Genomic DNA, 13,949 nt, shown 5'->3' with positions numbered 1-13,949 from the left:
AAGCCCGCTCACTACAAATCAGGCACCCGGCACAAAGTGCTTCTGCGCCGTGCCGCGTGCGATCAGGCGGGAAATGTAGTCGAGCTTCTGCGCATCCTGGTCGATAAACCGGAAGGTCAGCTGCAGCCAATCGCTGTCGGGCTTGGGCTCAAAAGCAACGATGGCGTGCAGGTAGCCGTTGAGACGGGCCACTTCGGCGTTGTCGCCCTGCTCCAGGTCGAGCACGGCGCTTTCCAGCACCTGAGGCAGGACTTCGCCACGGCGTACCACCAGCAGCGCTTCCTTGATGCTCAACGCCTTGATCACGCATTGCTGGTTGCCGCTGGACAGGCGCAGCTGGCCCTGGCCACGACCGCCGGCCGGCGCCGCTGAAGGGGCCTGCACCGGTGGGCTGTTGAGCAAGCCCTTGCTCGGCGCTGGCGCAGCTGCAGCAACCGGCGCTGCACGCGCCGCTTCGGGCTTGCCGCCGGTCAGCGCGCTCAGGGAATCGTTACCAAACGCCGAGTTCATTTTGGTCGGTGCACTGGCAACCAACGCGTCGAGCCGACCGATCTTGTGCAGGGCTTGCTTGACCTTGTTCAGTAACTGTTCGTTGGTGAACGGCTTGCTGACGTAGCCCGAAACCCCGGCCTGGATGGCCTGGACCACGTTTTCCTTGTCGCCACGGCTGGTCACCATCACGAACGGCATGGTCTTGAGATGAGGTTGTTCGCGGCACCAGGTCAGTAGTTCAAGGCCGGACATCTCCGGCATTTCCCAGTCGCACAGCACCAAGTCGTAGGTCTCGCGCATCAGGATGGCCTGGGCCTTTTTGCCGTTCACCGCGTCTTCAAGCTTGATCCCGGGGAAGTAGTTGCGCAGGCACTTCTTCACCAGATCGCGGATAAACGAGGCGTCATCCACCACCAATACACTGACTTTACTCATCGACCCTTCATCCTATTCACACTTCGGCACGCAAGACGCCTGACTAATGGCATTTTGCCAAAACTCGGTAGTCACGTTGGGAATTTATCTCGCTCAACGTGCAAAAAATTCAGTGGCCACAAACAAAAACGCCCGACCAAAGGCCGGGCGTTAATTTCTCGGGCAACCTTACTTATCGTCAGTTTGGCCCGGAACATTAGGGATAAGATCAGCCGAACCTTCAACTTCGGCCTTCATGCGCTTAAGGCCCATGTGCCGTACGTCGGTGCCGCGTACCAGGTAAATCACCAGTTCCGAGATGTTGCGCGCGTGGTCGCCGATTCGCTCCAGGGAGCGTAGCACCCAGATAATGCTCAAGACCCGCGAGATAGAGCGTGGGTCTTCCATCATGTAGGTCGCGAGTTCACGCAGCGCGGTCTTGTATTCGCGGTCGATGATCTTGTCGTACTGGGCCACCGACAGTGCCAGCTCAGCATCGAAGCGAGCAAAGGCGTCGAGGGCATCGCGCACCATGTTGCGCACCTGGTCGCCGATGTGGCGCACTTCCACGTAACCGCGCGGCGCTTCGCCTTCTTCGCACAGCTGGATGGCACGGCGGGCGATCTTGGTGGCTTCGTCGCCGATGCGCTCCAGGTCGATCACCGACTTGGAGATGCTGATGATCAAACGCAGGTCGGACGCCGCCGGCTGGCGACGGGCCAGAATGCGCAGGCATTCTTCGTCGATGTTGCGTTCCATCTGGTTGATCTGGTCATCGATCTCACGCACTTGCTGGGCCAGGCCCGAGTCGGCCTCGATCAGCGCGGTGACGGCGTCGTTGACTTGCTTCTCCACCAGCCCGCCCATCGCCAGGAGGTGGCTGCGCACTTCCTCAAGCTCGGCGTTGAACTGCGCGGAGATGTGGTGGGTAAGGCCTTCTTTGCTAATCATGTTGGCGTCCTTGGAGCGTCCGGTAAGGTGCGGAGAACCGCAGCGTCAGTGCGAGGAAAATCCCGGCATCCTAGCCGTAGCGACCGGTGATGTAGTCTTCGGTCTGCTTCTTCGCCGGATTGGTGAACAGGGTATCGGTATCGCCGAATTCCACCAGTTTGCCCATGTACATGAACGCGGTGTAGTCGGAAACCCGCGCCGCCTGTTGCATGTTGTGGGTCACGATGACGATGGTGAACTTGGATTTGAGCTCGTAGATCAGCTCTTCGACTTTCAGCGTGGAGATCGGGTCGAGTGCCGAGCAGGGTTCGTCGAGCAGCAATACTTCCGGCTCCACGGCGATGGTGCGCGCGATCACCAGACGTTGCTGCTGGCCGCCGGACAAACCGAGGGCCGATTCGTGCAGGCGGTCTTTGACTTCGTCCCACAGCGCCGCGCCCTTCAAGGCCCACTCGACTGCTTCGTCGAGGATGCGCTTCTTGTTGATGCCCTGGATGCGCAGGCCGTAGACCACGTTTTCGTAGATGGTCTTGGGGAACGGGTTGGGCTTCTGGAACACCATGCCCACGCGACGACGCAGCTCGGCCACGTCTTCGCCCTTACGGTAGATGTTGGTGCCGTAGAGGTTGATGGCACCGTCTACGCGGCAGCCGTCCACCAGGTCATTCATGCGGTTGAAGGTGCGCAGCAGCGTGGACTTGCCGCAGCCCGACGGACCGATAAAGGCGGTCACGCGCTGCTTGGGGATGTTCATGCTGACGTCGAACAGCGCCTGTTTTTCACCGTAGTACAGGCTCAGGCCCGGCACTTCGATGGCCACGGTTTCCTGGGCCAGGCTCAGGCTCTGCTTGTCGCGACCCAGGGCAGACATGTTGATGCCGTGGGTGTGGGTGTCTTGTTGCATGGGATGCTCCCTGTGCTACCAATTCGTTGTGTTGAACCGCAGGCATCGGGCCTGCGGCAAGCAATATTCAGATCAGCTATCCAACGCTTTGTATTTTTCGCGCAGGTGGTTACGGATCCACACCGCCGACAAGTTGAGCGTGGCGATCACCAGCACCAGCAGCAACGCGGTGGCGTACACCAGCGGTCGTGCGGCTTCGACGTTGGGGCTCTGGAAGCCGACGTCATAGATATGGAAGCCCAGGTGCATGATCTTCTGGTCCAGGTGCAGGTACGGGTAGTTGCCATCCAGCGGCAGCGACGGCGCCAGTTTCACCACACCGACCAGCATCAGCGGCGCCACTTCACCGGCGGCGCGGGCCACGGCGAGGATCATGCCGGTCATCATCGCCGGGCTGGCCATCGGCAGCACGATCTTCCACAGCGTTTCCGCCTTGGTCGCGCCCAGTGCCAGAGAGCCTTCGCGTACGGTGCGAGGAATCCGCGCCAGACCTTCTTCGGTGGCCACGATCACCACCGGCACCGCCAGCAGCGCCAGGGTCAGCGAGGCCCACAGCAGGCCCGGCGTGCCGAAGGTCGGTGCCGGCAGGGCTTCGGCGAAGAACAGGCGGTCAACCGAGCCACCCAATACATACACGAAGAAGCCCAGGCCGAACACGCCGTAGACGATGGCCGGTACTCCGGCCAGGTTGTTCACGGCGATACGGATAACGCGGGTCAGGGTGTTTTGCTTGGCGTATTCACGCAGGTACACCGCCGCCAGCACGCCGAACGGGGTGACGATCATCGCCATGATCAGGGTCATCATCACGGTGCCGAAGATGGCCGGGAAAATGCCGCCTTCGGTGTTGGCTTCCCGTGGGTCATCGCTGAGGAATTCCCAGACCTTGCTGAAGTAGAAGCCGATCTTGGTGATCGTGCCCATGGCGTTTGGCTGGTAGGCGTGCACCACTTTGCCGATGCCGATTTCGATTTCCTTGCCGTTGCCGTCGCGGGCGGTCAGCGCGTCGCGGTTGAACTGGGCGTGCAGGTCGGCCAGGCGGGCTTCGATGTCCTGGTAGCGGGCATTCAGTTCTGCGCGGTCAGCATCCATGTCGGCCTGGGCGGCAGCGTCGAGCTTGCCTTCCAGTTCCAGTTTGCGGCCGTGCAGGCGGATACGTTCGAGACCGGCGTTGATCGCGCCGATGTCGGATTTTTCCAGAGTCTTGAGCTGGGCGGCCAGCTTGTTGACGCGCTCGACACGGGCTTGCAGCTCTGGCCATGCGGCCTCGCCTTCGGCGATGACCTTGCCGTCTTGCTTGACGTTGACGAGGGTGCCGTAGAAATTGCCCCACTCACGACGCTCGATGGTCATCAGGTTCGCCGGCGTGGCCTGGTCCTTGAGCCACTCGCCGACGATCCAGGTGAAGTCGTTGCCGTTCAGGTCACGGTTGCCAACCTTGATCAGCTCGCGGGTCATGAACTCCGGCCCTTGGTCCGGCACCGGCAGGCCAGCGCTTTTCAGGCGCTCGCGCGGTACTTCTTCTTTCTGCACCACTTCGCCGATGACGATATGGTTGGCCTGGCCCGGCACGTTGTAGTTGGCCTGGATCAGGTCGGCCGGCCAGAAGTGGCCCAGGCCACGCACGGCGATCACAGCCAGCAAACCAATGGTCATGATGACCGCGATGGACACCGCGCCACCGCTGATCCAGACGCCGGGGGCGCCGCTCTTGAACCATCCATTCAGGGAGTTCTGTTTCACAGACTTCTACCTTTCTTAAAGCGACGAGTATTTCTTGCGCAGACGCTGACGGATCAGCTCCGCGAGGGTGTTCATGATGAAGGTGAACAGCAGCAGCACCAGCGCCGAGAGGAACAGCACGCGGTAGTGACTGCCGCCCACTTCCGACTCAGGCATTTCCACCGCGACGTTGGCCGCCAAGGTGCGCAAGCCTTCGAACAGGTTCATCTCCATCACCGGGGTGTTACCGGTGGCCATCAACACGATCATGGTCTCGCCGACAGCGCGGCCCATGCCGATCATCAGCGCCGAGAAGATACCCGGGCTGGCGGTCAGGATGACCACGCGTGTCATGGTCTGCCACGGTGTGGCACCCAAGGCCAGCGAGCCCAGGGTCAGGCCGCGCGGCACGCTGAACACGGCGTCTTCGGCGATGGAGTAGATGTTCGGGATCACCGCGAAACCCATGGCCAGGCCGACAACCAGGGCGTTGCGCTGGTCGTAGGTGATGCCCAGGTCGTGGGAGATCCACATGCGCATGTCGCCGCCGAAGAACCAGGTTTCCAGGTACGGGCTCATGTACAGCGAGAGCCAGCCCACGAACAGGATCACCGGGATCAGGATCGCGCTTTCCCAGCCATCGGGAACACGCAGGCGGATCGATTCAGGCAAGCGGCTGAAGACAAAACCGGCGACCAGGATGCCAATCGGCAACAGCATCAACAGACTGAAAATGCCCGGTAGATGCCCTTCCACATACGGCGCCAGGAACAGGCCGGCGAAGAAGCCGAGGATCACCGTCGGCATGGCTTCCATCAGTTCGATCACCGGCTTGACCTTGCGGCGCAGGCTCGGGGCCATGAAGTACGCGGTGTAGATCGCGGCGGCAACGGCCAGAGGCGCTGCCAGCAGCATGGCGTAGAACGCAGCCTTCAGGGTGCCGAAGGTCAGCGGGGCCAGGCTCATCTTGGGTTCGAAATCGGTGTTGGCGGCGGTCGATTGCCAGACGTATTTAGGCTCGTCGTAGTTCTCGTACCAAACCTTGCTCCACAGTGCGCTCCACGACACTTCCGGGTGCGGGTTGTCGAGCATCAACGGCTGCAGTTTGCCGCCGGCTTCCACGATCACGCGGTTGGCCCGTGGCGACATGCCATACACGCCTTGGCCATCGACTACAGGGTCGACCAACAGGGTGCGGTGCGCGGTGCTGTGGAACACACCGAACTTGCCGGAAGCGTCGAGGGCGGTGAAGCCTTTGCGACGTTCTTCGGCGGAGATCTCAACGATAGGCGTAGTGCCCATCTGGAAGGTGCGGATCTGCTTGAAGCGCTGCTCGCCATCCGGGTCGCGGGCCATGAACCACTGGGCCAGACCGCCTTTGGAGTTACCGACGATCAGCGAAATACCGCCCACCAGCTGCGTGCTGGCGGTGACCTCGGCGGTACCGTCTTCGAGCAATTTGTAGCGCCCGTTGAGGCTCTTGTCGCGCAGGCTGAATACGTCGGCCAGGGCGCGGCCGTTGATCACGTACAACCATTGCTGGCGCGGGTCGATGAAGATCGCCTTCACCGGCTCGGTCATCTGCGGCAGTTCGATGCGCTTCTGCTCGCTGGTGACTTCGCCGGTCATCATGTTTTCTTCGCGGCTCAGGGACAGCACGTTCAAGTGCGAACCGGCGGAGCCTGCAACCACCAAGGTGGAATCGGTGGCGTTAAGGGCGACATGCTCCAGTGGGCGACCGGCGTCATCCAGCACGATCGGCGTTTCACCGTAGGGGTATTCGATCGCAGGGGTAATGGTTTTCTTGCCGTCCGGGTAGGACACTTTATAAGTGTGGCGGAACACCATGGACTGGCCATTGGACAGACCGAGGATCACCAACGGGCTACCGGGCTGGTCTTCACCGATAGAGGCAACGCGGGTGCCGGCAGGCAGTGGCAGGTCGACGCGCTTGAGTTCAGCGCCGGTTTCCACATTAAAGAACAGTGCCTGGCCCTTGTCGGAAACCCGCATGGCGACTTGGTTCTGTTCTTCGAGGGAGATCATCAGCGGCTTGCCCGCGTCCTGGATCCAGGCCGGGGTCAGGGCGTCTTCCTTGGTCAATGAGGCACCTTGGAACAGCGGCGCGACGACATAAGCAAGAAAGAAGAAAATCAGGGTGATGGCGCCGAGGACGGCGAGGCCGCCGACCAGCACATACCAACGGGTCAGGCGATCCTTGAGCGCGCGAATGCGGCGCTTGCGTTGCAGCTCAGGCGTATTGAAATCAATGCGCTTGGGGGGAGAAGTCGTCGTCATGGTGGAATTGGCCAGATCATTCATGCGCACACCCTAGCGATCCTGTATGACAGAAAGATGACAGTGCAGTGACGCAACAAATCCGCCGCGAAGCAAGGCTGGCAGCGGACTAGAAAATTCGGATGCGGGGCCGGTACTCCGGCCCCGCAGAGGCAATCAGTTGCCTTCTTTCAGACCCAGGTCAGCCAGGGCCTTGGCGGCGACTTTGGCTGGCAGTGGGATGTAGCCGTCTTTCACCACAACTTCCTGGCCCTGTTTGGACAGAACCAGCTTCACGAACTCAGCTTCCAGCGGGGCCAGAGGCTTGTTCGGGGCTTTGTTGACGTACACGTAGAGGAAGCGCGACAGCGGGTATTTGCCGTTCAGGGCGTTTTCTTCACTGTCTTCGATGAAGTCAGTGCTGCCTTTCTTGGCCAAGGCCACGGTTTTCACACTGGCGGTCTTGTAGCCGATGCCCGAGTAACCGATGCCGTTCAGCGAGGAGCTGATCGACTGCACGACCGAAGCCGAGCCAGGTTGTTCGTTCACGTTTGGCTTGTAGTCGCCTTTGCACAGGGCTTCTTCTTTGAAGTAGCCGTAGGTGCCGGATACCGAGTTACGACCGAACAGCTGAACCGGCTTGTTGGCCAGGTCGCCGGTCACACCCAGGTCACCCCAGGTTTTCACGTCGGCTTTGCCACCGCACAGGCGAGTCGAGGAGAAGATCGCGTCGACTTGTTCCATGGTCAGGTGCTGGATCGGGTTGTCCTTGTGCACGAACACGGCCAGGGCATCCACGGCAACCGGGATAGCGGTTGGCTTGTAGCCGTACTTCTGCTCGAAGGCCGCCAGTTCGGTGTCCTTCATCTTGCGGCTCATCGGGCCCAGGTTGGAGGTGCCTTCAGTCAGCGCAGGTGGCGCGGTAGCGGAACCAGCAGCTTGAATCTGGATGTTGACGTTCGGGTATTCCTTTTTGTAACCCTCGGCCCACAGGGTCATCAGGTTAGCCAGGGTATCGGAACCGACGCTGGACAAGTTGCCCGACACACCAGTGGTCTTCACGTACGCCGGGATTGCCGGATCAACACCAGCGGCCACCGCGTTGGCGGTCGCAACGCCAGCAGCGACAAAAGTCATTGCCGCCATCAAACGTTTCAGTTTCATGCCTTGCTCCTAGCAGATAGGGATAGTTGGATCGGGGCCAAGTATCGGGAGGCCGTGTGAACACTCTATGTCTGGAATGTGACAGTTAGATGAAAGGCCACTATTGGCAAGGAGAAGGGGCGCAGCGAGGAGTTACCATCGCTCCCGCGCAGCGCGCGGGAGCGATCATGTCAAAGAATCAGCGCGAACGCTTCCACAGATACCCACCCACCACCATCCCCATCAAGCACAGGGCGGCAACGTAGTAGGCCGGGCCCATCGGGCTTTCCTTCATCAGCAGCGACACCGCCAGCGGCGTCAGGCCGCCGAACACGGCGTAGGCCACGTTGTAGGAAAACGACAGGCCACTGAAACGCACAACAGGCGGGAAGGCTTTGACCATCACATACGGCACCACGCCGATGGTGCCCACGAACAGGCCAGTCAGGGCGTACAGCGGGAACAGCCAGTCCGGGTGAGCCATGAGGCTGTGATACAGCGTCCAGGACGTCGCCAGCAGCAGCGCGCAACCGGTGACCAGCACGCGGCCGGCGCCGAAGCGGTCAGCCAAGGCGCCCGAGGCGATGCAACCCAGGCTCAGGGTGACGATGGCCAGGCTGTTGGCCTGCAGCGCCACGGTCGGACTGAAGTGGTAGACGGTCTGCAGCACGGTCGGAGTCATCAGGATGACCACCACCACGCCAGCCGACAGCAGCCAGGTCAGCAGCATCGACAACACGATGGCGCCACGGTGATCACGCAGCACCGCGCGCAATGGCAGCTCGGCGGCCAGGGTCTTGCGCTGCTGCATTTCGGCAAAGATCGGTGTTTCATGCAGCCAGCGGCGCAGGTACACCGACAGCAGGCCGAACACGCCGCCAAGCAGGAACGGAATGCGCCAGGCGAAATCCGAGACCTGCTCCGGGCTATAAAGGGTGTTGATCGCGGTGGCCACCAGCGAACCCAGCAGAATGCCGGCAGTCAGGCCGCTGGTCAGGGTGCCGCAGGCGTAGCCGATATGGCGCGGCGGTACGTGTTCGGAGACGAACACCCAGGCGCCTGGCACTTCACCACCAATCGCAGCGCCCTGGATGATGCGCATCAGCAGCAACAGCACCGGTGCCCACAGACCGATCTGCGCGTAGGTTGGCAGCAGGCCCATGATCAGCGTTGGCACGGCCATCATGAAGATGCTCAGGGTGAACATTTTCTTGCGACCCAGTAGGTCGCCGAAGTGCGCCATGATAATGCCGCCCAGGGGGCGCGCCAGGTAGCCGGCGGCGAAGATGCCGAAGGTCTGCATCATGCGCAGCCATTCAGGCATGTCCACGGGGAAGAAGAGTTTCCCGACCACGGTGGCGAAAAACACGAAAATGATGAAATCATAAAACTCCAGCGCCCCGCCCAAGGCAGACAGCGACAGGGTTTTGTAGTCGTTGCGGGTCAGCGGGCGCGAAGGTTGCGCACTGCTTGCGGGCACGGAGGACATGGTAAGGCTTCTCTTATAGTAGTCGGGACGGCAAGCCCGGGACTTGCGGCAGGCTTGGCAAGATAGCAAATCGCTAGAAAAAGCACAGCGTTGAGCGAACAACAGTTCAAAGGCGCTAAATATTCCCCATTAATTGCGCCCAGAAGCACAGTTGCCGGAAAAAGCCGCGATACAGCCGCTAAATGCCGACCAAATGAACGCCCAGAGGTCGTCGTGGCGCCAGGGTCTCGATATACTCGGCCCCTGCAAGCGCCAGAACCGCAGTCTTGAGGGGCTGCTGTGCCAAAACGCCGTTGGGTGCCATCCAGCCGATTTGGCAGAGTTTCCCTTTAGTACGCCTTACGAGAAATGCATCACGCGGTGTATGTTGGTGCTGAAACGTTTTTTTCGAAGACGGCTATCCACTTGAAATACCCATGAAGCGTTACGGGTCAGAGGCCCTCGGCATGATCGAACTCGAACAAGAAGATCCTATCCCGCAAGGCGATCTCGCCCTGCAAATCACCGCGCTCCCGCGTGAAACCAACGGTTTTGGCGACATCTTTGGCGGCTGGCTGGTCGCACAGATGGACCTGGCCGGCACCGCCATGGCCAGCAAGGTCGCAGGTGGGCGTGTGGCAACCGTGGCCATTGATCGCATGGCGTTCCTGGTGCCGGTTGCGGTGGGCGCGCAGCTGTCCTTTTATACCCAGGCCCTGGAAATCGGCCGCAGCTCGATCCAGATGATGGTCGAAGTGTGGAGCGACGATCCGCTGTCCAGCGAATGGCGCAAGGTGACCGAGGCGGTATTTGTATTCGTCGCCATCGACGGCAGCGGTCGCACGCGCTCGGTTCCTTCGCGCGCACGTTAAACCTCGCCGGGATTTGACGGTCAATTGCCCCATTGCCTGCCACCAAGAGTGCTTTGTTATGCCGACGCCCCACGTTGAAACCGTGAAAATCGACGAGCTGGACTGCTGGCGCATCCGCCACAACGGTGCCGAACTGATGGTGGCCCAGCAGGGCGCGCATATCTTCAGTTATCAACGTGATGGCGATCAGCCGCTGATCTGGCCGAATCCTGAAGCGGTGTTCAAGCAAGGCAAAGGCATTCGTACCGGCGTGCCGGTGTGCTGGCCGTGGTTTGGTGTATTCGACCGCAACCCGCAGAGCGTCAAGGCGATGCGCCAGAACGAGCAGCCAGCCGGTGCCCATGGTTTTGTGCGTACTGCGTTGTGGGAATTGGCCGGGGCCGAGCTTGAAGGTGACGCGCTACGCGTGGATCTGGTACTGCCGGTGCCGGCAGGCGGCTTTCCTGGCTGGCCCCATCAGGTTGACCTGACGCTGAGCCTGCTGCTGGATGAGCAACTGCACATTCGCCTGACCAGCCACAACCGTGGCACCGACACCGTAACCCTCAGCCAGGCGCTGCACACCTACTTCGCCGTCAGCGATGTGCGCAACGTGCAGGTCGAAGGGCTGGACGGGTGTGCCTATATCGATACCGCAGACAATTGGGCCGAGAAGACACAGTCCGGCCTGCTGCACTTCACGGCCGAGACCGATCGAATTTACCTCGACACGCCGTCACAGCTGAACATCGTCGACAAAGACTGGCAGCGCCGTATTCAGCTCACTGCCGAGGGGTCGAAGTCGACGGTGATCTGGAACCCCTGGACCGAACGCGCCAAGGCGTTTGACGACATGGCCGATGATGGCTGGCCAGGCATGCTGTGCATCGAGACGGCGAATGTGCTGGATGATGTGGTGGCGCTGGCACCTGGTGAAAGCCACACCTTGGGTGTGAGCATCACCGGGGTCAGTTTGTAGGTAGACTCACTGCAAAGAGTCGGATTTAGAGGTCCGACTCTTTTACCACCCGCACCTTCCCCGCCTCCAGCGCATACGCTGCATCGGCCAGGTCGTTATTGACCTTCTCCACCTTCAACGTGCCCGTGACCCACAGCGGCGTGTAGATATCGTCCAGCTTCAAACCCTTGGGGTAGCGCACCAGCACCAGCTGATTGGGCGGTGGCGGCGGCACGTGGATGCACGCGCCTGGGTACGGTACGAGGAAGAACAAGGTGCTGCGACCCTTGGCGTCGGTTTCCAACGGCACCGGGTAGCCACCGATACGGATGTCCTTGCCATTCATGGCCGCCACGGTCTTGGTCGAATACATCACCGCCGGCAACCCCTTGCTCTGCTTCAAGCCACCTTTATCGGTAAAGGTGCCCTGGGCTTCGGGGGAGTTGTGGTCGATCTCGGGCATGGCTTCGAGGGCTTTCTGGTCGGAAAGCGGCATCAGGTCGAGCCAGTCGGTTTCCGGCAGTTCACCGGCGTGCGCCAGGCCAGGGCCCAGCAAGAGAAGAGTCAACAGAAGACGGCGCATGGAGAAGCTCGGCAAGTACAGGTGCCGAGCATTCTAGCCCCCTGCGCCTGCGCAGCGCAGAGGACTTTGTCGGCGGATTATTTCTTTTTGATCAGGCCGTAGATCACCAGCAGGATGATCGCGCCAACCAGGGCACCGATGAAGCCTGCACCTTGGCCTGCCTGGTAGATACCCAACGCCTGACCACCGTAGGTCGCGGCCAGGGAGCCGGCGATACCCAGCAGGATGGTCATGATCCAACCCATGCTGTCGTCGCCTGGTTTCAGGAAACGCGCCAGCAGGCCGACGATCAAGCCGATAAAGATGGTTCCGATGATACCCATGGCATTTCCCTCTGATTGAAGTGAGCTATGCCAAAGCCTAGTCAGGCTTTGGCATCCTGCAATCAGAGAGACGACGGTGACCAATGGTTCCCGTCGCACTTGCCTTATTGCTCGGCGATCAGCGCTTCAACCTTGAGGATCTGCGCTTCCAATGTCGCGCGGTCCTTGCAGCGCAGGTTGGCGTGGCCGACCTTGCGCCCAGCCTTGAAGGCCTTGCCGTAGTGGTGCAGGTGGCAGTCGTCGATGGCGATGACTTTTTCCACCGCCGGCACCGTGCCGATGAAGTTGAGCATGGCGCTCTCGCCGACCTTGGCGGTGGAGCCCAATGGCAAGCCCGCGACCGCCCGCAGGTGGTTTTCGAACTGGCTGCACTCGGCGCCTTCGGTGGTCCAGTGCCCGGAGTTGTGTACGCGCGGGGCGATTTCGTTGGCCTTGAGGCCGCCGTCGACTTCAAAGAACTCGAATGCCATCACGCCGACGTAATCCAGCTGCTTGAGCACACGGCTGGAATAATCTTCCGCCAGGGCCTGCAACGGGTGGTCGGTGCTGGCCACGGACAGCTTGAGGATGCCGCTGTCATGGGTGTTGTGCACTAACGGGTAGAAGCGGGTTTCGCCATCACGGGCACGCACGGCGATCAGCGAGACTTCGCCGGTGAACGGCACAAAGCCTTCCAGCAGGCAGGCGACACTGCCCAGCTCGGCGAAGGTACCGACCACATCAGCGGCAGTGCGCAGGACTTTCTGGCCCTTGCCGTCGTAACCCAGGGTGCGGGTTTTCAGCACGGCCGGCAGGCCGATGCTGGCGACAGCGGCGTCCAGGTCCGCCTGGGACTGGATGTCGGCGAAGGCCGGGGTGGGAATGCCCAGGTCCTTGAACATGCTTTTCTCGAACCAGCGGTCACGGGCGATGCGCAAGGCTTCGGCGCTCGGGTACACCGGCACGAACTGCGACAGGAAGGCCACGGTTTCGGCCGGGACGCTTTCGAATTCGAAGGTCACCAGGTCGACTTCGTCGGCCAGTTGGCGCAGGTGGTCCGGGTCGCTGTAGTCAGCGCGCAGGTGTTCACCCAACGCGGCCGCGCAGGCGTCCGGCGCCGGGTCCAGGAAAGCGAAGTTCATCCCCAGCGGGGTTCCCGCCAGGGCCAGCATGCGACCCAGTTGGCCGCCACCGATTACACCGATTTTCATCGTCAACAACCTCAGGCAATGCGTGGGTCTGGATTGTCCAGCACGCTGTCTGTCTGCTCAGCACGGAATTTTTTCAGCACCGCGTGGAACTGCGGGTGCTTGGCGCCCAGGATGCTGGCGGAAAGCAGGGCCGCGTTGATCGCGCCGGCCTTGCCGATCGCCAGGGTCGCCACCGGAATGCCAGCCGGCATCTGCACGATGGACAACAGCGAATCCACGCCCGAGAGCATTGCCGACTGCACCGGCACGCCAAGCACCGGCAGGTGGGTCTTGGCCGCACACATGCCTGGCAGGTGCGCTGCACCGCCGGCACCGGCGATGATCACCTCGATGCCACGGGATTCTGCTTCATCGGCATACTGGAACAGCAAATCCGGGGTGCGGTGGGCAGAGACCACTTTCACTTCATACGGAATGCCGAGTTTTTCCAGCATATCGGCGGTGTGGCTAAGGGTGGACCAATCGGACTTGGAGCCCATGATCACGCCAACCAATGCACTCATCGTCGTGCCTCTTCTCTCTGGGCGCCCGCAGGCGCGTCAAAAAACAACAAGCCACGCGGGAAATCCGGCGTGGCTTGTTGTACGAATTAAGGCCGGTTGGACCGGCCGAAGGCCGCGCAGTATACCGTAATAATCGAGATAAACAGCCCCTTGGATGACCATCTGTCTAG

13 protein-coding genes are annotated in these 13,949 nt (G+C 61.1%); 2 read left to right on the top strand and 11 right to left on the bottom strand.

Going from position 1 to position 13,949, the window contains the following annotated elements:
• Positions 1-18: 18 nt before the first annotated feature.
• From HX823_RS18585 to HX823_RS18555, 7 genes are all read right to left on the bottom strand, one after another.
• Entirely contained in the window at positions 19-927 is a 909-nt protein-coding gene (locus HX823_RS18585; RefSeq protein WP_038845525.1) for a response regulator, read from the bottom strand.
• Positions 928-1,095: 168 nt separating this feature from the next.
• Positions 1,096-1,857 carry a phosphate signaling complex protein PhoU gene (gene phoU, locus HX823_RS18580; protein ID WP_016978634.1) on the bottom strand — a complete coding sequence of 254 codons (762 nt, stop codon included), beginning with the start codon at positions 1,855-1,857 and terminating at the stop codon, positions 1,096-1,098.
• A 70-nt stretch (positions 1,858-1,927) separates the two neighbouring features.
• A complete protein-coding gene (gene pstB / locus HX823_RS18575) occupies positions 1,928-2,761 on the bottom strand; it encodes a phosphate ABC transporter ATP-binding protein PstB (RefSeq protein WP_010207582.1) in 834 nt (277 codons plus the stop codon).
• 72 nt (positions 2,762-2,833) lie between these two features.
• Positions 2,834-4,504: a phosphate ABC transporter permease PstA gene (gene pstA / locus HX823_RS18570; RefSeq protein ID WP_177075909.1), complete on the bottom strand. Its 1,671-nt coding sequence runs from the start codon at positions 4,502-4,504 to the stop codon at positions 2,834-2,836.
• A gap of 15 nt (positions 4,505-4,519) precedes the next feature.
• Entirely contained in the window at positions 4,520-6,553 is a 2,034-nt protein-coding gene (locus HX823_RS18565) for an ABC transporter permease subunit (RefSeq protein ID WP_177075917.1), read from the bottom strand.
• A gap of 384 nt (positions 6,554-6,937) precedes the next feature.
• Entirely contained in the window at positions 6,938-7,924 is a 987-nt protein-coding gene (locus HX823_RS18560) for a phosphate ABC transporter substrate-binding protein PstS (RefSeq protein ID WP_016978637.1), read from the bottom strand.
• A 178-nt stretch (positions 7,925-8,102) separates the two neighbouring features.
• Positions 8,103-9,392 (bottom strand): MFS transporter, encoded by a 1,290-nt coding sequence (locus tag HX823_RS18555; RefSeq protein WP_010207587.1) that lies wholly within the window; start codon positions 9,390-9,392, stop codon positions 8,103-8,105.
• Positions 9,393-9,838: 446 nt separating this feature from the next.
• Here HX823_RS18555 and HX823_RS18550 point away from each other — a divergent pair, with 446 nt between their 5' ends.
• A complete protein-coding gene (locus tag HX823_RS18550) occupies positions 9,839-10,243 on the top strand; it encodes an acyl-CoA thioesterase (RefSeq protein WP_003176975.1) in 405 nt (134 codons plus the stop codon).
• Positions 10,244-10,301: 58 nt separating this feature from the next.
• On the top strand, positions 10,302-11,201 hold the full coding sequence (locus HX823_RS18545; protein ID WP_177075907.1) for a D-hexose-6-phosphate mutarotase: 900 nt from the start codon (positions 10,302-10,304) through the stop codon (positions 11,199-11,201).
• 25 nt (positions 11,202-11,226) lie between these two features.
• Here HX823_RS18545 and HX823_RS18540 read toward each other — a convergent pair whose 3' ends face one another.
• From HX823_RS18540 to purE, 4 genes are all read right to left on the bottom strand, one after another.
• Positions 11,227-11,763 carry a DUF3299 domain-containing protein gene (locus HX823_RS18540; RefSeq protein ID WP_177075905.1) on the bottom strand — a complete coding sequence of 179 codons (537 nt, stop codon included), beginning with the start codon at positions 11,761-11,763 and terminating at the stop codon, positions 11,227-11,229.
• Between the two features lie 77 nt (positions 11,764-11,840).
• On the bottom strand, positions 11,841-12,086 hold the full coding sequence (locus tag HX823_RS18535) for a GlsB/YeaQ/YmgE family stress response membrane protein (protein ID WP_016978642.1): 246 nt from the start codon (positions 12,084-12,086) through the stop codon (positions 11,841-11,843).
• 104 nt (positions 12,087-12,190) lie between these two features.
• Positions 12,191-13,276, bottom strand: a complete 1,086-nt coding sequence (locus HX823_RS18530) for a 5-(carboxyamino)imidazole ribonucleotide synthase (protein WP_028618517.1) — start codon at positions 13,274-13,276, stop codon at positions 12,191-12,193.
• Positions 13,277-13,287: 11 nt separating this feature from the next.
• Positions 13,288-13,779 carry a 5-(carboxyamino)imidazole ribonucleotide mutase gene (purE, locus tag HX823_RS18525; protein ID WP_003176980.1) on the bottom strand — a complete coding sequence of 164 codons (492 nt, stop codon included), beginning with the start codon at positions 13,777-13,779 and terminating at the stop codon, positions 13,288-13,290.
• Between the last annotated feature and the right edge of the window lie 170 nt (positions 13,780-13,949).

Origin of the sequence: Pseudomonas sp. P7759, from assembly GCF_013386445.1 — a bacterium.
GTDB lineage: Bacteria > Pseudomonadota > Gammaproteobacteria > Pseudomonadales > Pseudomonadaceae > Aquipseudomonas > Aquipseudomonas azotoformans_A.
This window is presented reverse-complemented; position numbering and strand designations above follow the sequence as displayed.